The organism is Coprococcus sp. RTP31081st1_H1_RTP31081_211007 (assembly GCF_040227275.1).
GTDB lineage: Bacteria > Bacillota > Clostridia > Lachnospirales > Lachnospiraceae > Coprococcus > Coprococcus aceti.
Genome location: NZ_JBEHVP010000004.1, coordinates 242,480 through 269,473, shown reverse-complemented (window position 1 = coordinate 269,473; position 26,994 = coordinate 242,480). Strand labels below are relative to the sequence as shown.

General features: G+C 44.8%; 23 protein-coding genes. 6 read left to right on the top strand and 17 right to left on the bottom strand.

Annotated features, from left to right (window positions below; translation table 11 throughout):
• The first annotated feature begins 393 nt into the window (after positions 1 to 393).
• A complete protein-coding gene (locus ABUA31_RS09095; protein WP_349818747.1) occupies positions 394 to 1,056 on the top strand; it encodes an L-2-amino-thiazoline-4-carboxylic acid hydrolase in 663 nt (220 codons plus the stop codon).
• On the opposite strand, the gene fliB is transcribed toward ABUA31_RS09095, so the two are convergent.
• From fliB to ABUA31_RS09070, 5 genes are all read right to left on the bottom strand, one after another.
• Positions 1,057 to 2,229: a flagellin lysine-N-methylase gene (gene fliB, locus ABUA31_RS09090; protein WP_349818748.1), complete on the bottom strand. Its 1,173-nt coding sequence runs from the start codon at positions 2,227 to 2,229 to the stop codon at positions 1,057 to 1,059.
• Between the two features lie 37 nt (positions 2,230 to 2,266).
• Positions 2,267 to 3,304 carry a sensor histidine kinase gene (locus ABUA31_RS09085; protein ID WP_349818749.1) on the bottom strand — a complete coding sequence of 346 codons (1,038 nt, stop codon included), beginning with the start codon at positions 3,302 to 3,304 and terminating at the stop codon, positions 2,267 to 2,269.
• Between the two features lie 24 nt (positions 3,305 to 3,328).
• Complete coding sequence (locus ABUA31_RS09080) at positions 3,329 to 4,015, bottom strand: response regulator transcription factor (protein ID WP_349818750.1); 687 nt, start codon at positions 4,013 to 4,015, stop codon at positions 3,329 to 3,331.
• Between the two features lie 64 nt (positions 4,016 to 4,079).
• Positions 4,080 to 6,563: an FtsX-like permease family protein gene (locus tag ABUA31_RS09075; RefSeq protein WP_349818751.1), complete on the bottom strand. Its 2,484-nt coding sequence runs from the start codon at positions 6,561 to 6,563 to the stop codon at positions 4,080 to 4,082.
• Positions 6,556 to 7,263: an ABC transporter ATP-binding protein gene (locus ABUA31_RS09070; RefSeq protein ID WP_015533757.1), complete on the bottom strand. Its 708-nt coding sequence runs from the start codon at positions 7,261 to 7,263 to the stop codon at positions 6,556 to 6,558. The genes ABUA31_RS09075 and ABUA31_RS09070 overlap by 8 nt, the downstream gene beginning before the upstream one ends.
• 278 nt (positions 7,264 to 7,541) lie before the next feature.
• Between ABUA31_RS09070 and ABUA31_RS09065 the strand changes: the two genes are divergently transcribed.
• Entirely contained in the window at positions 7,542 to 7,706 is a 165-nt protein-coding gene (locus ABUA31_RS09065) for a hypothetical protein (protein WP_015533756.1), read from the top strand.
• Positions 7,707 to 7,755: 49 nt separating this feature from the next.
• Here the strand turns inward: ABUA31_RS09065 and ABUA31_RS09060 are convergent, their stop codons facing one another.
• From ABUA31_RS09060 to ABUA31_RS09040, 5 genes are read right to left on the bottom strand one after another with little or no spacing between them, the layout of a single operon-like run.
• Positions 7,756 to 8,625: a hypothetical protein gene (locus ABUA31_RS09060; protein WP_015533755.1), complete on the bottom strand. Its 870-nt coding sequence runs from the start codon at positions 8,623 to 8,625 to the stop codon at positions 7,756 to 7,758.
• 10 nt (positions 8,626 to 8,635) lie between these two features.
• Positions 8,636 to 9,682: an efflux RND transporter periplasmic adaptor subunit gene (locus tag ABUA31_RS09055; RefSeq protein WP_022217322.1), complete on the bottom strand. Its 1,047-nt coding sequence runs from the start codon at positions 9,680 to 9,682 to the stop codon at positions 8,636 to 8,638.
• A 37-nt stretch (positions 9,683 to 9,719) separates the two neighbouring features.
• Positions 9,720 to 10,577 carry a carbohydrate ABC transporter permease gene (locus ABUA31_RS09050; protein WP_015533753.1) on the bottom strand — a complete coding sequence of 286 codons (858 nt, stop codon included), beginning with the start codon at positions 10,575 to 10,577 and terminating at the stop codon, positions 9,720 to 9,722.
• Complete coding sequence (locus tag ABUA31_RS09045) at positions 10,574 to 11,425, bottom strand: carbohydrate ABC transporter permease (protein WP_055223115.1); 852 nt, start codon at positions 11,423 to 11,425, stop codon at positions 10,574 to 10,576. The genes ABUA31_RS09050 and ABUA31_RS09045 overlap by 4 nt, the downstream gene beginning before the upstream one ends.
• Complete coding sequence (locus tag ABUA31_RS09040) at positions 11,418 to 13,700, bottom strand: ABC transporter substrate-binding protein (RefSeq protein ID WP_015533752.1); 2,283 nt, start codon at positions 13,698 to 13,700, stop codon at positions 11,418 to 11,420. The genes ABUA31_RS09045 and ABUA31_RS09040 overlap by 8 nt, the downstream gene beginning before the upstream one ends.
• Positions 13,701 to 13,911: 211 nt before the next feature.
• Between ABUA31_RS09040 and ABUA31_RS09035 the strand changes: the two genes are divergently transcribed.
• Together ABUA31_RS09035 and ABUA31_RS09030 are read left to right on the top strand one after the other, a co-directional pair.
• Complete coding sequence (locus ABUA31_RS09035) at positions 13,912 to 14,604, top strand: response regulator transcription factor (protein WP_015533751.1); 693 nt, start codon at positions 13,912 to 13,914, stop codon at positions 14,602 to 14,604.
• Positions 14,601 to 15,866 carry a sensor histidine kinase gene (locus ABUA31_RS09030; protein WP_015533750.1) on the top strand — a complete coding sequence of 422 codons (1,266 nt, stop codon included), beginning with the start codon at positions 14,601 to 14,603 and terminating at the stop codon, positions 15,864 to 15,866. The genes ABUA31_RS09035 and ABUA31_RS09030 overlap by 4 nt, the downstream gene beginning before the upstream one ends.
• Positions 15,867 to 15,971: 105 nt before the next feature.
• Here ABUA31_RS09030 and ABUA31_RS09025 read toward each other — a convergent pair whose 3' ends face one another.
• From ABUA31_RS09025 to ABUA31_RS09000, 6 genes are all read right to left on the bottom strand, one after another.
• A complete protein-coding gene (locus tag ABUA31_RS09025) occupies positions 15,972 to 16,769 on the bottom strand; it encodes an HAD family hydrolase (RefSeq protein WP_015533749.1) in 798 nt (265 codons plus the stop codon).
• A 113-nt stretch (positions 16,770 to 16,882) separates the two neighbouring features.
• Positions 16,883 to 18,874: a glycoside hydrolase family 31 protein gene (locus tag ABUA31_RS09020; protein WP_349818752.1), complete on the bottom strand. Its 1,992-nt coding sequence runs from the start codon at positions 18,872 to 18,874 to the stop codon at positions 16,883 to 16,885.
• 10 nt (positions 18,875 to 18,884) lie between these two features.
• Positions 18,885 to 19,610, bottom strand: coding sequence for a sce7726 family protein (locus tag ABUA31_RS09015; RefSeq protein ID WP_022217318.1), 726 nt, complete (start codon positions 19,608 to 19,610; stop codon positions 18,885 to 18,887).
• A gap of 148 nt (positions 19,611 to 19,758) precedes the next feature.
• On the bottom strand, positions 19,759 to 20,682 hold the full coding sequence (locus tag ABUA31_RS09010; RefSeq protein WP_015533746.1) for a DnaJ C-terminal domain-containing protein: 924 nt from the start codon (positions 20,680 to 20,682) through the stop codon (positions 19,759 to 19,761).
• 192 nt (positions 20,683 to 20,874) lie between these two features.
• A complete protein-coding gene (gene eno / locus ABUA31_RS09005) occupies positions 20,875 to 22,176 on the bottom strand; it encodes a phosphopyruvate hydratase (protein WP_055146761.1) in 1,302 nt (433 codons plus the stop codon).
• A 173-nt stretch (positions 22,177 to 22,349) separates the two neighbouring features.
• Positions 22,350 to 23,126, bottom strand: coding sequence for a ZIP family metal transporter (locus tag ABUA31_RS09000; RefSeq protein WP_015533744.1), 777 nt, complete (start codon positions 23,124 to 23,126; stop codon positions 22,350 to 22,352).
• Between the two features lie 405 nt (positions 23,127 to 23,531).
• On the opposite strand from ABUA31_RS09000, the gene ABUA31_RS08995 reads away from it, so the two are divergent.
• A complete protein-coding gene (locus ABUA31_RS08995; RefSeq protein WP_055223107.1) occupies positions 23,532 to 25,055 on the top strand; it encodes a Mur ligase family protein in 1,524 nt (507 codons plus the stop codon).
• A 469-nt stretch (positions 25,056 to 25,524) separates the two neighbouring features.
• On the opposite strand, the gene ABUA31_RS08990 is transcribed toward ABUA31_RS08995, so the two are convergent.
• Entirely contained in the window at positions 25,525 to 26,427 is a 903-nt protein-coding gene (locus tag ABUA31_RS08990; protein ID WP_055223234.1) for a deoxyribonuclease IV, read from the bottom strand.
• 192 nt (positions 26,428 to 26,619) lie between these two features.
• Between ABUA31_RS08990 and ABUA31_RS08985 the strand changes: the two genes are divergently transcribed.
• Positions 26,620 to 26,979: a VOC family protein gene (locus ABUA31_RS08985; RefSeq protein WP_015533742.1), complete on the top strand. Its 360-nt coding sequence runs from the start codon at positions 26,620 to 26,622 to the stop codon at positions 26,977 to 26,979.
• Positions 26,980 to 26,994: the final 15 nt, after the last annotated feature.

Below are 26,994 nucleotides of genomic sequence, written 5' to 3'. Positions count from 1 at the left end.
ATATATAAACATTTTGTTTTATTCATGGTATTCTTCCTCCCATTTTCCCCTAAATGACTGATAATACTTGATTATCCATCATTTTTTAACTTTACCTCAATACCCACGACTACTTAATAATATAATAACAAACTATATCATATTTACCATTAAATGTCATTACTATATTATTTAATTTTACTATATACAAATGTTTTTATATTGTTTTTTCTATAGATATAGATTTTCCCCAACCTAACAAAAATTTTCAATACATTATTGTTTGTTATCCTGAACTTTATATGATAAAATTTATTCAGTTAGTATATTCTAACCCAATAGTTAAATTGGATTTGTCAGCCCCACCACTGCGGATTCTAATAGACTGGCATCAAGTTATGGGAGGTAAATGAGATGAAACGGGCATATTCAGTATCGAGCTATGCAAAGCTTTACGAAAAATACTGCAAAGAGAATCTTCCGTCCGAGGCGGATGGTATATTCAAAAGGGCTGATGAATATTACAGGGAATTTATGCGCAGGGACATGCCGGATCTCGGAAAGAACATGATGGCAGCCAATATGTATGACTGGTTTACCATCGTATCATTCTATGAGGCAAGCGGCCACAGGCTTGACGGAGAAGTTCTTCTCAGGATCAAACGGGACGCCGCCGAAAAGATGAAATTTCTCGGAAAAATAGTGAATGGCAACAAGAGCAACTGGCCATACAAGCTATTTGAAAAGACTTATGTTAAATTCAACAAGATGCAAAAAGAACACCAGGCAAAAGGCGAGTGGATGGATAGCTGGAAGGTTCAGATCAACCCGGATGGAAGGACAGAAGGGTTCTGCTTCCACCTAGTCGGATGCCCTATAGCCAAGCATGCAAAGGAGCATGGCTATGCGGACCTGCTCCCATATCTGTGCAGAACTGACCACTACCTTGCGGAATTCATGCACGCCCGCCTGATCCGTACACAGACCGAGGCGCTCGGCGGTGATTGCTGTGACTACTGGTATGTCGGCGATGAGAGTCCCGCACTGGAGCAGTATAAGGATCTTGAGAAGATATAACTACAGATCAAACCAGTCAAGCACCTCAACCTGTTCAAGATTCTCGTCCGAATGCTCTATCTCCCTGGAATATCTGTAAGAGAGCTCTATGAGATCATCCGCCGACAAAGTCTCACCATTTCTGAGCCATCTAGCCATGAGCAGCATATAGAGTTCAACCGCATGTCCGACGCATGCGTTTACCTTGCCGGATATATTATCGTCGTACACTGCGCCGAGAAGATATATCGAGATGAAGTAGACTATGATCTGTTCAAGGAATATGTCCATCGTCATGCGAAGCTCACCCTCAATCACATTGTCCTCAGTCACAACACTCTCAGCAGTATCCGATTCCTGTCCAGGATGACAACCTGTAACCTCGCAGTTGTCCCTCCACCACTTTTCAAACCATTTCTTATTCTCCATGAAAACCTTCTCACCCTGTCCAAACAGCAGCTCCTGTGACTCAATGAGCACATCCTCCCAGTCATCATACAAAAGTTCAAGATCTTCGATGAGAAACATAGCCTGCTTCTGAAGCAACATATACTCTTCATGTTCTCCGTGGATCTCCGGCTTATCCTGCTCCTCACACTCATCCCACATGACAAGGTCGCCCTCGTCATAGTGTCTCTGAGCCGACGCACCGATCTGAATCACCCTCTCTATTCTGCTCCGTATGTCCACACTTCTGTCCTGAATGACATTCAGTATCGCCTCCCGGATATCCTCCAGATTGGAATACAGAAAATAATCAAAGTCATCGAACACCTCGTCCTCGTCATCTTCCTCAGTCACAAATGTAACCTTATCCGTGATGTTCATCAGTATACGTGCCACCTCAGGACACGAAAGTGATAACGAAACCTCGCGCACATTCTCGAATTCCTCCGTATGTCTCGGATACTCCCTGCAGGTGGTACAAAGGCTTTCCTTACCCATATGTATATACATGTCACATAGCATATCATCCCGCAGAAATGCACACTTTCCACTTCTGCCGTGTCTGAAAACGCCTTCTTTCCAATTTACCTTGCGGCGCAGCTCATCCCTGTACTCACCATTATAATCCTCATATTTTTCCAACGAATCATCATCTATCACTATCTGCCATTTGCCGCAGCATGTGTCCGGGCATTTGTCCGCTATACAATTAAATTTCTTATAATAATCCGGGTATGTGTAAATCATATGTACTCCTTTATATATAATCATGCCATTATTCCATTCATCGGCTCTGCAGCACGATCACGAACTTGTTACCGTCCTTTTGGGGAATAACGCTTAACATTCCGCCCTGTTTTTCTATGATCTCCCTTGACAGATAAAGTCCTATTCCAACACCATCCTTGTCACCGGAATTTCTGCCACGGTAAAACCTCTCAAATATATGTGTACGCTCATCCTCTCCTATTGGTTCATTCTCATCTGTCACACTGACCTCAACCGTGAGCCCTAGTTTTCTGACCGACAGGACTATCTCACTTCCAGTTTTTCCGTATTTTATCGCATTATCCAAAAGATTGAAACACGCTTCCGCAGTCCATCTTCTGTCATGCTGTATATCACATTTCACCTGTTCATCATATCTGATAGTTATACCGGCATTTTTCGCACTCACATATACATCTTTCACTGCCTGCAGCACAGTGTCATTTATACTCTGGCTTTTCACATCGAGATTGATAAGTCCGCTTTCCAGTCTGGATACCTTTATCATACTCTCCAAGAGAAATGACAAGCGCTCCACCGCCAGCTCAAGGACTTGCAAGTACCTAGTACGCTCATCATCACTTATATCCGGATTTTTCAGAAAATCCGTGTACATCCTCAGGTTCGATATTGGTGTCTTCAGTTGATGGGAAAGATCCGATACCAGCCCCTTAATATTCTCATGCTCCAGCCTCTCTCTGGAATTCTGAAGCTTCAGCGCATCGATTATCTTGTCAACCTTGCTCTGCAGCCTTGATACCAGCGAGTCATCATTTTCCGGAAATACCTGCTGCCGTTTCAGTTCAGAGAGATTGTCCAGAAGATCCGACATATCTGCCACGACCTCCGAAATAAAGTCATCATCTGCCTTCTGCAGCAACTTTATGACAACAAACATAACTACACCACACGCCAGTGCGCCTATGGCCGCAAGTATTTTCCCTGAACATACATACTCGAATACTGCTAAAAACACAAACAAAAGAAGTGAGCATACATACAGCATCCTCACTCTCTTCGTATATTTACCATAGTTTTCAATATATTTATCCATATTATCTCTGTTATCTACCCCTGCCTATGTCTCGCCAAATGTATATCCAATTCCAAACACCGTGATCACGTACTCCGGATTGCCGGCATCCTTTTCTATCTTCTGACGCAGTCTTCTGATATGCACGTTCAGCGTGTTCTCATCCACATAATTTTCATTGTCATCCCAAATCTTCTGTATGATCATATCCCTTGTGAGAACGCGTCCCTTATTTTTTATCAGCAGTTCCAGTATCCTGTATTCCGTAACGGACAGCTTTATCGGTTCATCCGATATGTACACCTGCATCCGTTCAAAATCAACACTCATATCTCCATAATGAAAACGTTCGTGCTTTACCCCATCCAGTGCATTTTCACTTCTTCGAAGGACTGCCTCTATCCGCTGATACAGAAGTTCCACGGAAAACGGCTTCGCTATATAGTCATCGCAGCCAGCCCGGAACCCCTCTATCATATCAGCCTCCGTATCTCTTGCCGTGAGGAAGATGATCGGGACATTTGTACTTTTTCTCAGTTCTCTGCAATAGTCAAGACCCCTTCCATCGGGAAGGTTTCTGTCAAGCAATATCAGATCGAAGCCATGTTCCAGACAGCCATCCGCCTCCTTGCATGAGTACGCAGTTTCAACTTCGTATCCCATCTTTTCAAGGAATAACTTCACACCTCCACATATGATCACATCATCCTCCACGACCAAAATACGTTTCATACTTTCTCCTATCAATTACATGCTGATTCCATATCATTTTCACGACTCCCGGTCTGCCCAATATCTATGATGCTTCTCTCAGCCGGCTTGTCACCGTATCTTTTGTCACAAGTCTGAACACCATCGCCGGAACCACAATGCATATAGCAAACAGCACAACAACGACTCCGGCAACAAGTGCATACGGATAATTAAACACTGCATAATCGGCTATATTCACACTTAGCCGGCCAGCTCCATACATCATAAGACTTCCAAGCGTCACAATAAGTACTGTTGTTATAATACCATAAAACATGCCCTCGTACATAAGCATATTACGTATCTGCCTCTTTGTCATTCCAACGCTCTCAAGCACTGCCAGTTCCAGTTTTCTCGTATATACACCGGTGATCATGACATTGATATAATTCACCACTCCGATAAGTATCAATATGATCGACATTCCACCGCCTATCACCTCAAGCGACAGCATAGACTTCTTGAATTCCGAGCCCTCCACCGACTTGATATCACTACCGGCTATGACTGGATTTTCCTTTACGATGCGCTGTACATATGGTGTCACTTCTGATTCTTTTCCTGTCTCCGCATCCGCAATGATGCATGAGATCTCCGCATCCGGGAACAGATCATCCATCACCGCATCACTCACAAATATCGCCTCCGGAGCTCCACCAAGTGTCCAATAATACCCAGCGGTGATTGCTGACTGCTCTGTTCTCATCATGGCTGCACCGACTGAGATCTGTCTCTTCCTGCCCGTCTGGTCATTTACAAGTGTCAGAGTCTTATCCGTCATCCGCTCCGACGCTGATATGGAATCTACATAACCTATCAGACATACCTCTCCTTTTTCGAATGCATCTATATCAATCTTCTGTCTGGCAGTTTTGTTGTAGAGCTTTATCATATCTGAATTGACCGATATCAGCGGTGCCCCATACTGTGCCTCACTGTTGGTCGTTGTCTCATAAAATGTCGCAAGAGATTCCGGGTCATCCTCGGTCTCAATAAACGGTGCATAAAGTTCAGCATCAAATGGCAGTCTTACATTTGCGCTTCTGTCCACCTCTACAGTACCCATACCCGGAATGTTTCGCATCTGATCCGCGATATCTGCCATGGTCGCCTGAGGCTTAGAGTTATCTGATTCTCCGTCGCCATATAGCACATAATCATTGTGAAGATAGTGCTCTATATAACTGTCCGCATCCATGCATGATATAAATGTATTCACACACAGAAATGTAACTGAACCCATGAATATTGATGCGAACACAAGTATACTTCTCTTTTTTTCACGAAACACATTCCTCCATGCCATCTTCCGGGGTCTTCCTCCACTTGTGGACTTATATCTTGTCCCCGATATATTTCCAGCATATTTCATAGCATCGATTGCGGATATCTTTCCTGCATATTTTGCCGGTTTCCTTGCACTTATAAATACAGTTGCAAATGCAAATACCACGGAAAATACATATATTCCCGGATTGAAACTGACCGCCGATGAAAGTGCAGCTTCCCTGTCTACCGACAGCATGTTCATAGCAAGAGGAACAACGCCAAATGACACCGCCGTTCCAAGGAGTACACCTATCGGAATTCCTATACAAGCCAGATATAGTGCCTGTTTTTTCACTATCTTCTGTATCTGGGACATCGTGGCTCCGATGGTCTTCAGCATTCCATAGAATCTTATATCCTTTGTGACAGATATATACATTACATTATATATAAGAAGATATCCACTAAGGAGTATCATAAGAGCTATAATGCCTATACTTATAGCTATAAAAACACGGTTTGAACCATTTTCAGACTGAACATCATATTTCACGTCAAACTTCTGGTCCTGCCTCAAAGTAACATTTTTCTCAAGTTCATCTTGGAGTTTATCACCCTTGCCCTCCTTTGCGGAGATACTGACACGTCCATCCTTCTGCATATCTATTCCCTGGGAATCCACATATTTCTTTGACACCAGGCATACGCTGCTCTTGGCAAATCCTGTGTACCAGCCTGAGAGCACAAAATTTTTCCTCTCACCATCCATCACAAACGTAACATTCTGACCTACCTTTGGCGACGTGATACCCATATTGTCAAGTATCTGCTTTGTGAGCATTATCTCATTCTCATCCTTCGGATAACTGCCTTTTATATCAGTTATGGCAGGTTTCAGATTCTCATTAAATTCCGTATCATCATCATACTGAAGCAGATAACTGTACTTGCCTGATTCCGTGCTTACCGTCTGTGCATCGATCTGTATTCCAGCCGCAAGAAGTGACGGACAGGACTTTATATCATTTATCTGACCTTCAGATGGATGCTCCATATATATAGAAGATCTTGTTCCCTGAAGTCTGAGCTGCATCTGGTTAAGATTTTTAGCTATGGAAAATCCCAATGTAAATACAGCCGTGAACATAAATGTTGTGAGAACGATCGCCAAAATAACAATTACATTTCGCACTTTATTCTGCTTTAACATGCGGTGATATATCCTGCTCACCGCCGCCTGGTTATTGTTTCTAAGCATCCTTCTCACCCCCATTTGCCCCATCTGGTACTCCTGCTGAGAAGATCCTGCCATCTTCGATCCGTATCATCTGGTCTGCCATGGTTGCTATCTCTTCATTATGAGTGATCATCACTATCGTCTGTGCAAACTCTTTACCAGTCAGCTTTAACAGTGCAATGACATCCATGCTGGTCTTGCTGTCCAGATTGCCTGTCGGTTCATCAGCCAATATGATAGAAGGTTTTGCTGCCAGCGCTCTGGCTATCGCAACCCTCTGCTGCTGGCCTCCTGACAGCTGGTTAGGCATGGAAAATTTCTTTTCCGATAACCCGAGCACATCCATAATTTTATCTACATACGCAGTGTCTATCTTCGTTCCATCCAGCTCGATCGGAAGCACTATATTCTCGTACACATTTAATATTGGCACCAGATTGTAATTCTGGAAGACAAATCCTATCTTTCGTCTTCTGAATATAGTAAGTGCCTCATCGTCCATTTCAAAAATAGCTTTGCCGTCCAGTATAACATCCCCCGATGTTGGCCTGTCGAGTCCTCCTAAGAGATTTAGAAGTGTTGACTTTCCACTTCCTGAACTGCCTATGATAGATACAAATTTTCCCTCTTCAATATCAAGTGACACATCTGTAAGCGCATGCACGACATTGTCTCCTGTTCCGTATGTCTTTGTAAGATTGTGGGTTGATAATATATTCATGATACATCTTCCTTTTCATTTCTTTTTCATTTTCTGTCATTTCTTTATCTGATCTATTTGCCGTCTGATCTATTTGACGATTTTATTCTAACATCCACATCTTACAATCTTATTACGTTTAATATTAAGTTTTAGTGGTCACTGCTTACATTATCAATAATCGAGTAGGCGGCAGTAATTAACCGCCGTCCTCTCACAGCACCGTACGCCAGACTGTCAAACAATTCAAATAAATGGTATTATTAAAGTGCAAGATATTGAATCTAGAAGGATAGATTATGGCATATATTGTTGGAATTGATAGAAACCAGACAAGAATGGTTACTTCATCATTAGATGATCTTATAGATGAAAATAATTCGGTACGTGTAATATTTGTCCGCTATGCAATTGAATTTCTTATAATAATCCGGATATGTGTAAATCATATGACATCTCCTTAGGGAACTTCTGCTAGTATTTTTAACACAAGTTTCATAAAGCATCAATTCCCTAAGCAGATTTTTTAGAATTTTTTCTGATATTAACAAGAACCATCACGCACCAGCCAGATAGTAACAGTGCGGATATTGCGCTGCGCTGCCTGTACATATTCAGCTGCTGCCCACATCTGTGATAAAATATCTCCAGCACATCCTTGTCAGAATACAATCTTCGCTCATGTATAGCCTCAAGTTCATCTGAGGCATCACTCCAGAAATCAAAATCTGACCATTTTGACGGCAGATTTATGTCCGGCAGAATATCCAGATAATCCGAGGCATAGTAAAAGCTGCTGCCATAACCATGATGAACGGCAGCCTCCTCGGCATATTCCCCTCTGTAATTTTCATCTGATATATCGAGCACCATGCCATCTATAATTTTACTGTCGGCAAACTCCCAGTCACCGCCATGCCCCTGCTCTGCCTGAACGATCATGAAACTTTCCTCCGAGTCAATGACAGAACGGATGACATACTCTTTTTCAAGCACGGTCACGACGGAACCGGTGGTATGGCGACTTCCAAACAGTGTATACGAAAGCTCCCCGCTTATGATACATCCAGCTGCATCATTTCTTCTCAGAGCTCCAGCTCCCCAAAACATATCCTCCACCGCAAAATCAACCACAACTATATCTGACTGCACCTTTTTATATACAGCATCTCCGCCAACCGTCTCGCCCGGATATATCCTGTACGTGCCCTTCACATAATCCTCATCCTTCATTCTGGTGTACATGGTCTGCCCTGTGGTGACAAATGCATAATTTCTGTCGACACCATACCCGCCACTCATATATATTTCATTTACTACATTCCATATAAACAGCCACAACAACGCAATTCCGACAAATATACCGATCACAAATTTCCTCATACAAAGCCACCTATTTTTCACGTACAGTATCACCGGCTTCCACTTTCTTGTCAGAACTTACAATGATCTTATCATCACCGGTGAATGGGCTCTTCTTAAGACCGGCATCATAATTATTTGTATCCCCGACGGTCACGTATACCTTTTCTGCAACATACTCCGTCCCCAGAAGAGTATCCTTCGGTCTCTCGACAAGCACGTATGAACCAGACACATCAGCGTGTATTGCTGACATGGAAACTACAGATCCGTACTTTTCAGACTGATGTGAGATCTCTGCCAGCACGCTGTCCCCCACATCGAATGTATCGCCCGGAACAACAGCCTCCACTATATAGCCTTGACCATTTTCAACATTACTGTACACTGCAGATACCTCGGTATTCACACCGCTGTCATCCATCTGGACTGTAACTTTATCCCCCTTTTCTATGTACCGTCTCTGCTCCTCAGTCACTGACATTTTTATGGTGTAGCTGTCCGACTTCTCTGTTATCACAAAAGCTGCCTCTTCAGTAGTCTTATTTCCGATTCCAACTCTGGACTCCGATATGAGCCCATTAAGCTCCGAACAGACAACACCATTGTCATCCATGAGTTTCCCCAGATATGAGATCTGTTCATCCACCACGGCGATCTTGTCATCCATAACCGCCATCTCGTCTCCCCATGTGTACCAGTATTGTTCCTTCAGTTTTTTCTGTTCGAGCTTCTTCTCAAGATACTCAGATCTGACAGCTGCCACATCCACCCTCATAAGGGGATCTCCCTGCTCTATCTTTTTCCCGACACTCACATATATCTCCTGGGCCAAAAGTCCTGGATAGACGTACACCGGCGTCTTCTTGTCTCCATCTATCACCACATCCTGCAAAATCTCCGTGGATACCGTCCCAGACACCGCATATTCCGTCTCGACCCTCGGTGTCAGGGCACTGCTCGCAAATCTCGACATAAATGTGCCGGCAATAACCACCGCCATAAATATTCCAACAGCCTTTACCCCGCATTCTGCCCATAGCTTTGTTTCAAATCGCTTTCCTGAAAATCGCCTCATAACTCTTCTCCTGTTTTTCTCCTACAACCAGCCTTCATCAATCCTCGGCAGAGCCTATGGATATTCCCTCCGCCAGAATTACCCTGCCTACATAGAACACGATCAGTGAGGGAACACAGCTGAACAAGGCAAATGTAAACGCTCTCCCCGCGCTTCCCTCGGTCACATTTGGCAGATATACAGACAGCGGCCACAGATATTTGTCCTTGAGGAATACAACCGGCTGCTCCACGACATTCCAATATTCAAGGAATCCCAATATCACCGCCGCTATGATCCCCCTCTTTGCTATGGGAACAGCCATATATATAAATATCCTGAAGCTGCCAGCACCGTCCAGCCTCGCCGCCTCAACCACAGAATCAGGAACCTGCTCAAAGGCACTGTACATAATGAATATCGGAAATGTTGAGAACATCAGCGGCAAAATGATAGCCCAATGGGTATTTATCATGTTGAGACTGTTTAGCACTATGTACTGTGACAGCATCGTCACCTGAAATGGAAGTATCATGCAGAACATATACAGGCCAAATATCAGCTTTGCCCACCTGCTGCCGCTCCGGGACAATCCCCATGCCGCCGGCACAGCGAACACAAGCTGTCCGGCTATTACCACCCCGACAATCTTCACCGAGTTCCAGAAAAGCACATAGTATTCCGGAGTGTCAAACAGCAGCTCCACGATATTTTGAAATGTCGGATAAAGCGGTATCATATGCCACGCAGTGTATCCAGCTCCGCCGTCAGTTCCCGAAAACAATAACTGCCCAAGCTCTGTCTCACCCATAAATACACCACTTACCAGAAACAATAACGGAAGCACCGCAAGTACCGCACCAATTATGACGAACACCTTCAATAACAAATGTATCCCCTCTGCCATATATCTCATTTGCCCCCACGTCCTCTCTGGAAAATTTTTCTGTTATACTTCGCCGAGATCCCATGCCAGTCGATCAGACATAAGGCACGTATGGCAAGTATGATCCCGAAAAATACAACAGCCGTCATAACCGCTCCCGCTGTGAGCTTGCTGATCTCCAGCTTCTCAAACCAGTTGTTAAATGTGTGCTGTATCTGGTATATACTCATATCGGGATAACTACCCGCCATCAGATACTGCTCCCTGAATATTTTGAGGGAGTTCACCACTGACAACATGGCTACGATAAAAAAAGATCTCTTCATATTCGGAAGTGTGATCCTGAATATCTGTGTAAATCTTCCGGCTCCGTCAACCCGGGCAGCATCATACACAGTCTCCGGTATCGCTGACAATCCAGACATCCAGATTAGCATGTTGTATCCTGTATTCTTAAATATAAATGTACCTACAAAAAGCCAGAAGACAGCCTTTCCCGAAAGGAGATCGGCGAATAATATCTTCCATACCACTGCCAACGAATTTGACGGTATGGCAAGTGGAATGAGAAATGCAAACCTGACTATGTTGCTTTTCATTCCGTATACCTCTATCGCAACTATCAGCGATATCACCATGAGCAGTGGAACACTCACCAGTTCAAACCTCAGGGAATTGCCCGCCGCCAGTCTGAATGCCGTATTGCTCCAGACGGCTCTGTAGTTCTGCAGTCCTGCAAATCCGCCCTGCCCCGCATGACGAAAGGATGATATGAATACATCCATCAGCGGAATTACCACGAAGATCAGGACACCCACAAAGCCCGGAATCACAAATCCAACCGTTTCATTTGTTCTTCTGCTAACCAATTTATTCACTCAGATATACCCCTAAAAGTTTATCGATGGAATCTACTATACTGTCCAGACTCTCACCATTTTCAAGATAGTCTGCAGCGTTATCCCTTATCACACTGCGGACCCTCGCGTCAGGATTTGACGGAGTATCCAGCTCTCTAAGTTTTCTTATATACTCATCAAGATACTCTTCCTTACGCCAATACGACCAGTCCATGTAATCACTTCCGCCCAGCGTGATCTTTCCGCCCGGAGTTCCCATGGACTGTGCCTCTCTGTTCCATTCCCGCACGCCCTCCATATTTACCGGATTGCCACAATCAACTCCGTAATATATTTTCTGTACATCCGTGCTGAACAAAGCCTTCATAAAACTGACCGCATTGTCCAGGCTCTTTGAACCGGCATTTACCGCTATGACTGTGTTTGGCACAAATACTTTCCCACTGTCATTTCCCCATATTTCGTATGCGTAATCTGTGTTTTCTCCGCTCTCGCCTGCTCCCACCCCATAGTCCTCTTTTATACTATAAAAACGCCAGGACTCTCCCATAGTTTTCATATTCACAAATGCTGACTTTCTGCCAGACCATGATCTGTTAAACAGCGGACTCATATATTCACTGTTTATGGCTCTTTTTACCTGATCGCTGTAGCTTCCCCACTCGGCAGTCCACTCATCGATCTGATCCTGGGTCGTCCGCTCCATTTCCGTGTCATACAGAAGCTTTAAGTCCTCCAGAAATTTTCTGAGCATCTCAGCATCGTAATTTCCATCACTATCCACAATCTCCGATGCATATACCGGATACAGCGTATCGAAATAGCACTCCCAGTAATAGAATGACAAGTCATTTCCATATTCCGGTCTGTCCTGACTGCTTATATATGCTGCAAGCGACCGGGCATCCGTCACGTTCTTGACCTCATTCTCCGGTCCGATAATGGCAGTAAATGTCTCCATAGCCGGAATTGCGTATATCGAACCATCACTATTTCTGTATGCATTTAACACATTTTCCAGGCAATCTGGATTTTCCTGCAGTATATCGTCATACACCTTGGACAATTCCATGAGAACTCCGGTATCCTCATAGCTTCCAACATTCAGCCCATCCATGATGATGACATCTGGTCCCTCACCTGCCAGGAGCTGTGTATTGAGCGCACTTATGGCATCGCTCTCAGATATTCCATTCTCGTCATCCACGCCCCACACATACTTCACAGTCATATCCGAATGGTATGCCTCATACCACGAGATCAAGGTTTCATAGCTCTCCGCATAATAGAGCGAATATAGTGTGACCGTCTTATCATCCGGCTCCTCATCTACCACGGTTGATGCATAGCTTGGATCAGATGAATACACCACCACATTCTTTCTTCCGCTCCTGTCACCAGCTATCGCAACAAATGTATCGCTGCTTTCAACCACATAGTCGTACTCGATATCCGAATCCCTGAATGTCGCAAGTCTTATCCCCAGCCTATCCTCCAGCTTATACTCATATAACCCTGTGCTCAGCATGAGATACAGTGAGTCAGTAGCGTCATCATACTTCATGACATTTCTGCAGCTCACCGCATCCATCCCCTTGCCGCTGAATGTCTCGGCAAGCCCATCCGCCATTCCCTCATCAAATGACGTGGTGGTCTCAGCCTCACTTCCATCGGATATGTCATATGACAACAGACTTCTCTCTGTTAAAACCATAAGCCGATCTCCCGCCACACATATATCTGTGTAATCCATATTTTTGATGGCAAATCTCTCTTCGCCGTCCATGGAAAAGCACCTTATCTCACCGCCCGGGCAGCCTGAGATATAGCCGGAACCGTCAGCAAGCAGTCTGACAGCTGTCACATTTCCCTCAATGCCCTCGGATAACTGTCTGACTTCTCCATTCCCTGTTATTAAGGCGATCCTGCTCTCTATGTCACCATCTCCTGTGACACTGCTCAAAGCTATATAGACACTCCCATCCCCATCAACATATGCTGCCGATATCTTCTCATCCGCTGATATTATAGAATCTAAGTCAAGCTTTTCCTCCCGGGGCTCACCATCAAGTGATGTGAGCGTCATCTTTACAGCATCCCCGTCAGGATTTTCTCCTATGCATACATAGCCATCATGAGTCTTTCCAAATCCATACACCTCCGCCACATCTAACTGTGCCTTCTGGTATTCAGACATTCCCTTCACATTTTCTTCATTTTCTGATGTACCAGCGCAGCCACAACACATTATTATAACGGCGGCAAGCAGTAAAAATATATTTATACGTCTCATAATTACCTCCTTTTCCCAATTGGTATTCTCCCTCTTCCCAGGTCTTCATATACAGATTGTAGCATCCACAGTCTCATGGATTATCTAAAAAACATCTAAATTGAGTATACCGCTTTCAAACGCTCCTCAAATGAATTACTATAAAGTAGGAATGAACTACGAACTACATATGGTCTACATTCCATATCACAATAACGAAAAGGGGATATGTATGAATCTGCTTCTTGTAGAGGATGACCTCAATCTTGGGAAAATACTGAAAAGGCAAATGGAAGATCACGGAATAACCGTGACACTGTGTACAACCGGAAAGCAGGGTACGGAGCTCATATATTCCGGTGCGGACATCGACATCATGGTGCTTGACTGGATGCTCCCCGACATGTCCGGCCTGGACATTCTGAACCAATTATATTTTGACAGAATATCAATACCCGTGATAATGCTCACAGCCCTCGGAACACTTGAGAACAAAACTGCAGCATTTTCCCGTGGCGCCGATGATTACATCGTCAAACCTTTTGAATTTGACGAGCTGTTGGCCCGTGTAAATGCACTATACCGAAGATCTCACCAGATTCATACATTTGACTATTCATATGGGGATGTCACTTATCTGATTGACAGCCGGACACTTCAATGTGGTGACCAGTCGGTGCGGCTCACCAACAGAGAATCCCAGCTATTTGAACTGTTGCTGAGATCAGCAGGAAAGATCGTCAGTCAGGACGAGATCATAGAATCCATATGGGGACTGACCTCAAATGTGGGAAATGGAAATATACTGAATTACATTTATTTTCTGAGAAACAGACTTAAGACAATCCATAGCCATCTTGTGATAAAGGCAGTATACGGCAATGGATATATGCTCGTCTGTGGAGAGGGGGACACATCTACATGATAGCGCAGCTAAAAAAAAGACTTTCCACATTTCTGTCCTCCGTCATTGCGGTCATTCTGGCCGCCATGTCCATACTGCTGCTCCACACTGTGATAAAGGAGTACACAAACAGCACTCATGTATCGTACTCAAGGGATGTAAATCTTTTATACTCATATCTCGAACAGGTGAGCATCCTGGACATTCCGATTCTAACCGAATACAGCGAGAAAAATCTCAATATAGATGTGCTGCGAAACAGCAACACAGTCATGTCGACAAACAGCTTTGCAGAGAGTGCAGCAGTTCTGGAAGCTGCCTCTCCATACTCTCAGCCTATGTACTGGGATGATTATTACAATGCGGTAAATCAAGGGGAAACCAACAGAAGATTTTATACTGTCAGGTATAATCATATAGACTACTGGAACAGCTACAGCATCATAAATATAGGTGGCACTTTCTATACCATACACACAGTATTCAACAATGCTGTATTATCCGCATACAAGACAAAGATAATTATTTTATTTCTGCTCATAACTTCCGCCGCGATCATACTTCTGTCCATCTTCTCATGCATTTTCACGGTCAGGATACTTGTCCCTGTAAATAAGGCATATCAGAAGCAGGATATGTTCATAGCTGTGGCGTCCCATGAGCTGAAAACACCTATAACCATCATCAAATCATGCCTCAACGGACTATCCGGCAGTAAGCCGAACGAGACTGACAATGATTATATTTTAACAGCCCAGAGGGAATGTGACAGGATGACTGATATGGTGAACAATCTTCTGACATTTGCCGATATCAAGAAGTCTGGCAGAGATAATTTTGATGAGGTTCACCCGGAAGATATAATAATAGATTGTTATGATCGCTTTGAACCCATTGCCATTCAGAAAAATGTAGATCTGGTTGTGTCCATACCGGACGACCCGCTGCCGCTTTTCTCCATGGACAGGGACAGAATGCTCCAGTGCATGTCAATTCTGGTCGACAACGCCATATCGTGTACCTCCAAAGGGGCCATATCTATGTCAGTATCTATGAGAGACCAGAGATTGTGTTACCAGATATCTGATACGGGTGATGGGATAAGCGATGAGGACAAGCCTCACATATTTGAGACATTTTACTCAGGGCGCAATGATCACCGGACCCATTTCGGTCTTGGTCTCAGCATTGCCAAAAGTATAGCAGATCTACACAGTGCCGACCTCACCGTATGTGACAACATACCACATGGAAGCATATTTACACTTACCTTTAAACTGTAATTCCATTCTCGACTTGTACTCACACATATAAAAATACCCTCCTTACTGGTTGTCCAGTAAAGAGGGTACATATCATTTCAGTCTCGTAATGCTGGAATATTCTTGTTATGATGTCAGCACCTGTTCCATAACCTGCAGCACACCGCGCTCCTCATTGGATGGGGCGCGGAATCTTGCAAATTTCTCCATGCCGGGCTGCGCATTTGCCACGATATAGCTGTAATATACCGTCTTAAGCATCTCCGCATCATTGAAGTTGTCTCCAAATGCCATCATCTCACTGGTATCAACATCAAGGAGTTCTCCGATCTTTCGCATAGCCATGCCCTTGTCAACACCTTTGTTCATGATGTCTATCCATTCTCTTCCGCCCACAGTGACTGAGAAGTTATCGCCAAAACGAGGCGTATAGATCTCTTTGTACTTCACGGCAGCATCCCCATCAGGAGCAAATATCGTAAACTTATTGGCCTCGACATCAAGGCTCCTCATATCGTCGACAAATGTGAGATTGCTTAAGAATGCACGGAAAAACTTCGCATATTTCTCGTATTTCTTCAGGACATAAGCCCCGGAAAGGGCGCAGAGCACTGCGACTCCATCGGTCTCGTCCTCCACAAATCGTATCATCTTCTGGTACTCTTCCACATCCATCAGGCTCTTATATATGATCTCACCGCAGTTTGATATGGCAGCACCATTATCGCCGATAACCACAAGCTTATCCATCTTGTCTCCAAACATGTTTCTCAGGGTGTACATAGGTCTCCCGCTGGCTACAACAAATCTGATTCCTTTCTCATCCAGCCTGTCAATGTAGTCAAAAAAGCCATCCGGGAGTTTTCCATTTTCCATCAACAATGTGTGATCCATATCTGATGCTATTAATTTTACGTTTTTCATGTTTTTCTTCCTTGTGAATATTCTATGATATCTATTATATACTAACCATGCCACTACCGGCTTATCCCTGCCCCGCTGTTCTCTCGATCCAACTAAGGGCTGCTCTTCGCATCTTACTTTTTATTCAAGGTGACACAATTCTTCTCCAGATCATACTCTCTTGTATAACCGTCATCATCGTACAGCATATAGCTGCTGTTCCTGTAGCCAATCAGCTGCATTGTAGTCTTGTCGATATCCGCTACGCACTCCGCCACATCCACGACAGGTATACATTTGCCACTTCTTACAAAAAGGATGACTTCATTCAAAGGTACCTCAACAAAGTGATGTCCTGCAGGCATCTCCGTCTGCTCAACTGCTCCGTCTGCCGTAAACCTTACAAGCATCATATCCTCCGGCAGATACACATATCTTCCGATGGCATTCTGCGTGTAAACCGGCGCGATCATGATCTCATTTCCCAGCATGAGCTGATCCTCCACATGGGCTGCGATCTTATCATCTGGATATTCAAATGCCAGCGGCTTGAACATCATGTCGTCCGTCAAGGCCGCCTTCATGTACTCGCTGTATATATATGGAAGCAATCGGTAACGGACACCGATCACATTCCTGAAATCTTCTATATGCTCAAACTGATAGCACTCCTGATCTCTTGTACCCTCACAAGAATGGTCACGCATGAGCGGAGTGAACACACCGAGTGCGAGCCATCTGAGAAGAAGATCCCTTGAAGTATCACAGCCAAATCCGCCGAGATCCGCGCCCGTATACAGGAAACCGCACATATTCATGGACGGAAGCATCTTGATGTTGAGCAGGATGTGTGACCACCACGATTTGTTATCGCCCATCCAGACGCCGCCATAACGATGCATCCCTATATAAGACGATCTGGAGAACAAAAGTCGTCTCTCATCCGGTGAGATCTCGCGAAGCGCCTCGCCTGCCGCCCTTGTCATGTTATATCCAAAGAGGTTGTGAACCTTGTCGTGACGCACCATCTCCCCATCCACATTGTGATACATAGATGCGTAATCCTTCGGATTGTTGGCAACACCTGCCGCCATACCCGAGATGCCCCAGACATCGTCCACAGTCTCGTCCTTCTCAATGAACTTCTTCATAGCTTTCTTCAGCTCGCTCACGCCCTCCGGGGTGAAGAAGATCGCCGGCTCATTCATGTCATTCCAGAAGCCCTCTATACCTGCATCCGTCAGAATCTTGTACTTTGCACCGAACCAGCGTCTCGCCTCAGGGTTCAGCACATCAGGGAAATGTGTATATCCCGGCCATACCGCCGCAACGAAATCACTTCCATCTGCTCTCTTGCAGAAGTAGTTATTTGCCACGCCCTCCTCATACACATCGTAACCTTCCTCAATCTTTACTCCGGCATCGATGATCGGGATCAGGCGTATATTATCCTTTTTCAGATTCTCCACATACTCCGAAAAATCGCCAAAGTCGTCATTTATGGTGAAATCCTTATAGCTGTCCATGTAATCTATATCCATGTAGACCATATCGATCGGGATGTGGTTCTCTCTGTATTTTCTCGCCACCGTCTCAAAGTCCTCCGGTGTCTTGTATCCCCAGCGGCTCTGTCCAAATCCAAATGCAAACTTTGGCGGGATATAACTCCTTCCGATCATCTTCCTAAACTGCTTCGTGATATCATATGGGCTGTCACCTGTTATCACATAGATATCCAAATCTGCGCTGTCACAGAAAATATGCAGCTCATCGCACTTCGTATATCCCACGTCAAATGTGATCGTGGATGGATAGTCAAAATACAGGCCAAATGTCTGCGCTCCTGAAACTATAATAAAGTTGTGTGATGCATACAGTGAGTATACATCCTCGTGATGATGCGGATTGTCTGCATTGTTGCTTATGTACTTGTAGCCTCTCTTGTTGATTCCTCTGTTCGCCTCGCCAAGGCCATACACTATATCACTGTCCTCAAGACCAAATGTGTACGAAAATCCGGCTGTTAAGTCTATATTGCCGTGATCTGGCTGTCCTTTTTCTGCTGCGATATCTACCACTACTGATTCTGTCTGAAATGGCTTTCCGTATGTATACTTCTTTATCATGCTGTCACCTCTATGCATCTCTCTTTTTTCTTCTGTATCTCTTTTTCTTTCTCCTGACCGTCTTGCCGCGCTTTGCCGCCTGTGCCTTTCTGAATTCCTGTATCTGCTCGATCATGGCGGCATAATCCCTCTCGAACAGGATCTCACTTATCTCATGGTGCACGATCTCCGCCGGAAGTCTGTCAACTATAAGTGTCCTGACGAAATCCTTGCTCTTTCCCTTATACATCGGAAGGCTGTAGGTCTCCTGAATATGTGCAAGCTCCGGTCTCCACAATATACGTATGGTACGAAGCAGATCAGCCCGTGGATTTGGCTGCATCTCCCTGACCACGTAGAAATCGATCTTGTGAGTCAGCTTGTCTGACACTCCATCCTCCAGGCCTTCTGCATCTGGCTTGCCATCTGTATCTGACTTGATGCCTGTATCATATTCTTCAACAGATATGATCCCCCAGTAGTCTGGTACATGCTCTGCCACATGACCTGCATGTGTACTTCCCACCACCACGATATTCTGGTCAAAATATAGATCATAGTCTGCTACCTGACTCTCCAGCCGCGTGTATGTATCCGCATCACTTTTTATCTCGATTCCCACTATCTTGTCTGGAATGACCATTACCACATCCGCACGGGAGTTTCCGACGGTCTTCTCCTCAAGGATACGCACCTTGCCATATCGCTCCTCAAGGAAATCAAACAGGGGTTCTCGTATATCTTTATCTAATAACATTTTTCCTCCTGAAATCAATGGTTTGAAGTAATCCTTATATGTATTTTTGTCTGCAAAGTCAAGAAGCTCCCGCTTTAGCTGAGAAAACCAGGGCAGACCGCTCATAAAGTGAGCTTTCCGCCCTGGTTTCTATGTGAACATAATATTATCAGCCCTTGTTCACAAGCTCTGTGAACTTCTTAAGCGCATCCTTCGCCTCTGGTGAAATGTTCCTTGGAACTGCAATTCTCACGGTAACATAATGATCTCCATGGGTATTGCCGCCCCTCGCCTGGACACCCTTGCCACGAAGCCTTATCTTGCTTCCCGACTGAGTACCCGGTGCTATCTTGCACTTCACATCACCGAACATGGTGTGGACCAATATCTCTCCACCGAGAACTGCCGTGTCAAATGGCACAAGAGCCGTGGTGTATATATCCAGACCCTTTCTCTCATAACCTGCCTTGTCTCTTACATTGACCTTCAGCAGCATATCTCCAGGCTGCCCCTTGCCGGTTCCGGGATATCCCTTGCCAGCCAGTCTTATCACACCGCCGTTGTCTATACCCGCCGGAATGTGTACAGTGAACTGGGAACTTCCTCCCCGTCCATCATTGAACGACAGAGTCTTGTCGCAACCATATACTGCATCATCAAAATCTACCGTGACACTTGCCTCCATATCTCTGCCCCGCGCATTGAAGCTTCCCTGACCGAATCCGCCAAATCCGCCTCTCTGTGAGCGTCCACCGCCGCCAAAGAACGAGCCAAATATATCGCCAAACATATCACCGAAGTCTCCACCCTCAAAGTGGAAGCCTCCGCCTCCGAATGGATCACCACCGGCAGCTCCACCGGAGCCATCGAATGCAGCCATTCCAAACTGATCATACATCTTCCTCTTCTCGGCATCAGACAGTACCGCGTAGGCCTCAGAGGCCTCCTTAAACTTCTCTGCAGCCGTCGCATCGCCAGGATTCGTGTCCGGGTGGTATTTCTTCGCCAGGGTTCTATATGCTCTTTTTATCTCAGCGTCTGTGGCTGTCTTTGATACGCCGAGAACTTCATAATAATCTCTTTTTGAAGCCATGATTCCTACCTCCCGATAAGCCTATGTATAGTTTAACACTATCTGTCAAGTGATTCCATATTTTTAATGTTAAAATACACACATATTATCTGGCAATTTTTAGTCATTTTTTATTTAATTAAAGTATAAAAAAAGCACCTCCATCGATGATTCCACCAGTGGAGATGCATTCGTATAGCTAATGCTATTATCCTACTGCTTTACGTTGAAAGCTTTGATTCCAGGATATACAGCTGAGTCGCCAAGCTGCTCTTCGATTCTGAGGAGCTGGTTGTACTTTGCAACTCTCTCTGATCTTGAAGGAGCACCTGTCTTGATCTGGCATGTGTTGAGTGCTACTGCGAGATCTGCGATAGTTGTATCCGCTGTCTCACCTGATCTGTGTGATGATATTGCTGTGTATCCAGCCTTATGAGCCATCTTGATAGCCTCAAGTGTCTCTGATACTGAGCCGATCTGGTTGAGCTTGATAAGGATACAGTTTGCGCATCCCATCTCGATACCCTTTGCAAGTCTCTCTGTATTTGTAACAAACAGATCATCACCGACAAGCTGGACCTTGTCGCCAAGTCTTGCTGTGAGCTTCTGCCATCCTTCCCAATCCTCCTCATCGAGACCATCCTCGATTGAGATGATAGGATACTTCTCAACAAGCTTTGCCCAGTGCTCGATGAGCTGCTCTGCTGTATACTCTGTTCCAGCCTTTGGAAGCTTGTACCAGCCCTTGCCCTTCTCGCTCTTCCACTCTGATGAAGCAGCATCCATAGCGATCTTGAAGTCCTTACCCGGCTCATATCCAGCCTTCTTTACGGCCTCGAGAATTGTCTCGATAGCCTCCTCGTCAGACTTAAGTGCCGGGGCAAATCCACCCTCATCACCTACTGATGTAGCAAGGCCTCTCTCTTTGAGGATTCCTGCAAGTGCGTGGAATACCTCTGCACACCATCTCAGACACTCCTTGAATGATGGAGCGCCAACTGGCATGATCATGAACTCCTGAACGTCAAGCCCTGATGACAGAGCATGACATCCACCGTTTACGATGTTCATCATTGGAACTGGAAGCTTGTTTCCTGAGATTCCACCGAGGAATCTATAAAGAGGAATGTCAAGTGAGATTGAAGCTGCTCTTGCTGCTGCGATTGAAACTGCAAGGACAGCATTTGCTCCAAGGTTTGACTTGTCCTTTGTTCCATCAGCCTTGATCATTGCTGCATCAACTGCATATATATCAGACGCATCCATTCCTGTAAGTACGTCATTTATAGTAGTATTTATATTCTCTACTGCTTTCTGAACACCCTTGCCGAGGTATCTTGACTTGTCTCCATCACGAAGCTCAAGTGCCTCAAACTCACCTGTGGAAGCTCCACTTGGCGCCGCACCACGACCTACTGTTCCATCTGCCAGATACACCTCCGCCTCAACTGTTGGATTTCCTCTTGAATCAAGGATCTCTCTTCCTATTACCTTTTCAATCTCAAGATAATTCATCATTTTTATATTTCTCCTTTCGTCGCGCGAGTATAACCCCTGCTGACCCTCCGATTCAGCAGTTTACAGAGGGTACAGGAGCTCACATGATCTACGATGTTAGTTTAAACTAACTTGCATTTAAAATCAACATGAGTAGTTGCTCATATTTTATCATTTAGCATTTTTCGTCATTATCCGAGTGCCACATCCAGCACCATCATAAGAGCGAAGCCCACCGCCGCACCGATGGTTCCTATATTGGTATGCTCGCCCGCCTGAGACTCAGGTATCAGCTCCTCTATGACCACATAGAGCATGGCTCCCGCCGCAAATGCAAGGAAATACGGAAGAAGTGGTGTGACCTGGACAGCCAGCAGTGCCGTGAGGAAACCTCCGACCGGCTCCACAGCTCCGGACAGCGTTCCATACAGAAATGCCTTCTTCTTGCTCATGCCCTCGCCAACAAGCGGCATGGACACAATTGCACCTTCCGGGAAGTTCTGTATAGCGATTCCTATGGAAAGTGCAAATGCACCTGTGACGGACACGCCCATATTGCCCATAGCTGCGCCGGCGTACACAACGCCCACTGCCATGCCCTCGGGGATATTGTGGAGCGTGACTGCAAATATCATCATGGTCGTCTTCTGAAGCTTTGACCTGACGCCCTCCGGTTTGTCACTTTCCAGATGAAGGTGAGGTATCACCGTGTCAAGAACAAGCAGGAATATGATTCCAAGAGCAAATCCGATAAGTGCAGGCAGCCACGCTATCTTTCCCTGTGCCTCCGCCATGTCTATGGACGGAATGAGCAGTGACCATATGGACGCCGCGATCATGACCCCCGCCGCAAACCCGAGCAGAGCCTTCTCCACAAGCGGGGATATCTTATCTTTCATAAGGAAAACCATGGCCGCTCCTAGTGTTGTTCCGGCAAATGGTATAAATAATGTTATGAACTCTGACATTTCATCACCTCTTTATAATATGTATTCTGTCTATACTATATTCGTATAACCTCTTCATTAGTTCATCTTTCTTTTTAAATTGCGACTACAATTTAATTGAACAGGCACACTTTGTCAACACAAGTTTTTGCATATGATAGAAGTTATCAATACCGGGCCAAAATGCTTCGCATTTCGACAATTTAAGTGCTATAATACCTGAGGTTATGCTATAATAGGCATGGTTGTACCAGCTTGGATATATTTGTATGCAAATGGAGATAAATATGAAGAGAACAGAACGAATGATCTGAGTATTTTTTATTTGACATAATTATTTATAGAAAGCATAATAAGTGATACATTTAGTCGTACGGATCATAGTCCGTACAAATACAATAAAAGACACATTCCAAGGGGAAAAGTATGAAAGAGAATTTACAATTTACAGCTTTATTGGATATTTTAAGCAGGCAGGATCTTATAACTGAATATTCGGAGGATTGCAAAGACATCACTCCTTCCCATATAACCATCAATTCCAAGGATGTGGTCCCAGGTACATTCTTCGTGTGCAAGGGTGCCTCATTTAAGGAGGATTACCTGAAATCAGCCATCGCACAGGGCGCCATCGTATATTTGTCACAGCAAAAGTACGACGACGTAGACATTCCTTATATTATTGTAAATGATATAAGAAAGGCCATGGCTCTCGCTGCCAGATGGTTCTTCGGCAATCCAGGCGATAACATGACCAAGGTCGGAATCACCGGAACAAAGGGAAAGACCACAGTTACATTTGTCATGAAGGATATATTGGACAAATACACCGACAACAGATGCTCAGCATTCTCAACCCATGAGATTGATGTTGGAACAAAGGTTTTTGAGACCACTCTCACCACACCTGAGCCTATTGAACTCCAGACATACTTCGACATGGCTGTAGATGAAGGCTGTACACACTGTATAATGGAAGTTTCTTCCCAGGCCATGAAGATGAACCGTATCTACGGAGAGCACTACAAGGTCGGAGTATTTACCAATATCGACTACGATCACATCAGCCCGACAGAGCACGCCTCCATGGAGGACTATCTCGGATGCAAGGTATCCTTCCTGAAGCAGTGTGACAACGTTGTGCTGTACAGTGACACAAGATATTTTGAGACTATATATAATGAAGTAAGAGACAAGCACGTTGTTGTATACGGAAGCAAGGAATCAATTGAAAAGCTCATGTCAAGGGATGACGATTTCTTTGAAAAGGATACTGAATTCGCCAGCATCCACAATGAAGATCTCACAGACCATAACAGCTACTTTGAGCTTATATACGGAGGAGAGAACAGAGCATACAACACCAACCTGATCGGTGATTACAATGTTGAAAATATTGTTGCCGCAATCATCTCCTCTCTTCTCATCGGCATTCCAAATGATCAGATCAGAAGCAGCATCAGAGATGTATATGTTCCGGGAAGACTACAGGTATATCACTGGAAGGATCGCACATTTATGATCGACTACGCACACAACTATATAAGCATGTACAGACTGTATGAGATGGTTAAAAAGACCATGAAGCCAAAGTCTATAACCGTTGTATTCGGCTGTGGCGGTGAGCGTTACAAGAAGCGCCGTGAGGATATGGGAAGACTTGCTGAGCAGTATGCCGACAAGGTTGTTCTCACCATGGAGGATCCGGGCTTTGAGTCCTGTGAGGAGATCTGCAAGGAGATCAAGCAGTACATCACAAAGCCTTGCTATATAATCGTTGACAGGGAGCAGGCTCTCACAAGAGCACTTGATGAGGCTCAGCCTGGTGAGCTTGTCATCACGACTGGAAAGGGTATTGAGAGTACCCAGAGAATCAACGGAACTTTTGTGCAGTGTCACTCTGATGCGCAGGTCATCGAGCACTGGCTGACAGAGCATCCGGAGAAGTAAGGGACGGACGGTAATCAGTCCTTCATCTGTATTCAGTTCATGAAAAAAGAGATGTATGTTGTGTATGTGCTATCACGTTCGACTGCTGTCGCTTCACTACCGATAGCCCACACACAACATACATCTCTTTTATTATATTTTTTGAAGCAGATGAATGGCTGATTACCTGTGTTTTGACTGAACATTAGATATGCAATGGTAAACCACAGGTTTATTGCCTTTCTTGCGGCTCAGCTTATAATGAATAGTAGAAATGGGGCGAAAGCGCTGTTATGCAGGTGACAGGAGTTGCCTATCAGACTGACGTAAACTTAATAGTCGTAGCAGGCTGTAGAGTGATGATGCGTGTGATGTTCCGGGAAACAGTGCATGGCTGAGCTTCATAAGGGTTGTTTGTTTACCAAAACCCGGATAGGCAGAGATGCCGAAAGAAAACATTCAGGGAGTTCTACTAAGTAGAACTCCTTTTTTATCTGTTATCTTCCACCACTTTCTCCCTCATCTTCGGATCGAATTTTCCATTTCGGATCATTGCTATCTCCCGTTTGAACGGCTCGTAGCTTTTCTTGCTGTTTTCCGGGTCTTTGATGTATGGGGATTCCAGGATCTTTGGGACTTCCATGAAGTCCGGATGGTTCATGATGTACATGAGTGGCTCAAAGCCGATCTTGCCAAACCCAAAGTTCTCGTGTCTGTCTTTAGCCGCTCCCGGTTCGTTCTTGCTGTCGTTCATATGGAACACGGCTATCTGATCTTTGCCGATGAGTCTGTCGAACTTCTCCACGACTCCATCGAAATCATGTATGATGTCGTAGCCCGCATCGCTGGTGTGACAAGTGTCAAAGCACACACGAAGCTTGTCATTATGACTCACTCCATCATAGATTCGCGCAAGCTCCTCAAAGTTTCTTCCAATCTCACTGCCCTTTCCCGCCATGGTCTCCAGAGCTATGTGGCATGCGGTGTCCGCGGTCAGGACTTCATTCAGGCCCTTTACTATGCTTGCAATTCCCTTGTCCACGCCCTCTCCTACATGTGAGCCCGGATGAAGGACTATGGTCTGTGATCCCATCGCTGTCGCCCTGTCAATCTCCTTTGCGAGGAATTCCACTGCGATTTCATAAGTCGCAGGATTTACTGTATTTGCAAGATTGATTATATACGGCGCATGAACCACGAACTCCTCTATGCCGTTCTGAGCCATGAGTTCATGTGCCTCCTGTATCCTAAGCTCCGATATATCTTTGCGTCTCGTATTCTGTGGTGCGCCTGTGTAGAGCATAAATGTATTTGCGCCAAATGCCACAGCATCCTTCACTGAGCCTAGCATCATCTCCTTGCCCGACATACCCACATGACATCCTAATTTCAACATAATTTATCTCCATTCATTCTAAACTGGTTTCAGTTTACTCTATCCTCGCCGACTGCACAATACGCTGCCGCTACAATCAATAAATAGCTTTTTCTAATTTTACCATATATTATGTAGACTGTTCGCAAATCATTTGGTAAACTAAATACCAGAAACCAACTTATATTATACATTTGGGAGAAAACCGCTATGCAATTAAAAAATGTACTAATCGTCGTAAATGACATTGAACGATCAAAAAAATTTTACAAAGATATCTTCGGGCTTGAGGTTATCTTGGACAACGAGGGAAATGTGATCCTGACGGGAGGGCTGGTCCTTCAGGATGCAACTATTTGGGCTGAATTCATTGAAAATCTTGTAATTCCACATAACAATGCTTCGGAGTTATATTTTGAAGAAAATAATATCGAGGAGTTTGCACAAAAACTTGATGAGTCGCCATACGACATTGAATATGTCAATCGTCTCATGACTCATTCATGGGGACAAAAAGTCATCAGATTCTATGATCCTGACGGCAATCTTATCGAGGTTGGAACGCCATAATTTTTCCTATATCCA

What these genes read in the sequence shown, in the direction of transcription:
- ABUA31_RS09025 (WP_015533749.1), bottom strand. Translation starts at nt 16,769, where the DNA reads ATGAAAAACGTAAAATTAATAGCATCAGATATGGATCACACATTGTTG.
- ABUA31_RS09085 (WP_349818749.1), bottom strand. Translation starts at nt 3,304, where the DNA reads ATGGATAAATATATTGAAAACTATGGTAAATATACGAAGAGAGTGAGG.
- ABUA31_RS09070 (WP_015533757.1), bottom strand. Translation starts at nt 7,263, where the DNA reads ATGAATATATTATCAACCCACAATCTTACAAAGACATACGGAACAGGA.
- ABUA31_RS09000 (WP_015533744.1), bottom strand. Translation starts at nt 23,126, where the DNA reads ATGTCAGAGTTCATAACATTATTTATACCATTTGCCGGAACAACACTA.
- ABUA31_RS09060 (WP_015533755.1), bottom strand. Translation starts at nt 8,625, where the DNA reads ATGAGGAAATTTGTGATCGGTATATTTGTCGGAATTGCGTTGTTGTGG.
- ABUA31_RS09065 (WP_015533756.1), top strand. Translation starts at nt 7,542, where the DNA reads ATGGCATATATTGTTGGAATTGATAGAAACCAGACAAGAATGGTTACT.
- ABUA31_RS09010 (WP_015533746.1), bottom strand. Translation starts at nt 20,682, where the DNA reads ATGGCTTCAAAAAGAGATTATTATGAAGTTCTCGGCGTATCAAAGACA.
- ABUA31_RS09095 (WP_349818747.1), top strand. Translation starts at nt 394, where the DNA reads ATGAAACGGGCATATTCAGTATCGAGCTATGCAAAGCTTTACGAAAAA.
- ABUA31_RS09035 (WP_015533751.1), top strand. Translation starts at nt 13,912, where the DNA reads ATGAATCTGCTTCTTGTAGAGGATGACCTCAATCTTGGGAAAATACTG.
- ABUA31_RS08995 (WP_055223107.1), top strand. Translation starts at nt 23,532, where the DNA reads ATGAAAGAGAATTTACAATTTACAGCTTTATTGGATATTTTAAGCAGG.
- ABUA31_RS09050 (WP_015533753.1), bottom strand. Translation starts at nt 10,577, where the DNA reads ATGAGATATATGGCAGAGGGGATACATTTGTTATTGAAGGTGTTCGTC.
- ABUA31_RS09055 (WP_022217322.1), bottom strand. Translation starts at nt 9,682, where the DNA reads ATGAGGCGATTTTCAGGAAAGCGATTTGAAACAAAGCTATGGGCAGAA.
- ABUA31_RS08985 (WP_015533742.1), top strand. Translation starts at nt 26,620, where the DNA reads ATGCAATTAAAAAATGTACTAATCGTCGTAAATGACATTGAACGATCA.
- ABUA31_RS09015 (WP_022217318.1), bottom strand. Translation starts at nt 19,610, where the DNA reads ATGTTATTAGATAAAGATATACGAGAACCCCTGTTTGATTTCCTTGAG.
- ABUA31_RS09030 (WP_015533750.1), top strand. Translation starts at nt 14,601, where the DNA reads ATGATAGCGCAGCTAAAAAAAAGACTTTCCACATTTCTGTCCTCCGTC.
- ABUA31_RS09075 (WP_349818751.1), bottom strand. Translation starts at nt 6,563, where the DNA reads ATGCTTAGAAACAATAACCAGGCGGCGGTGAGCAGGATATATCACCGC.
- ABUA31_RS09080 (WP_349818750.1), bottom strand. Translation starts at nt 4,015, where the DNA reads ATGAAACGTATTTTGGTCGTGGAGGATGATGTGATCATATGTGGAGGT.
- eno (WP_055146761.1), bottom strand. Translation starts at nt 22,176, where the DNA reads ATGAATTATCTTGAGATTGAAAAGGTAATAGGAAGAGAGATCCTTGAT.
- fliB (WP_349818748.1), bottom strand. Translation starts at nt 2,229, where the DNA reads ATGATTTACACATACCCGGATTATTATAAGAAATTTAATTGTATAGCG.
- ABUA31_RS09020 (WP_349818752.1), bottom strand. Translation starts at nt 18,874, where the DNA reads ATGATAAAGAAGTATACATACGGAAAGCCATTTCAGACAGAATCAGTA.
- ABUA31_RS09040 (WP_015533752.1), bottom strand. Translation starts at nt 13,700, where the DNA reads ATGAGACGTATAAATATATTTTTACTGCTTGCCGCCGTTATAATAATG.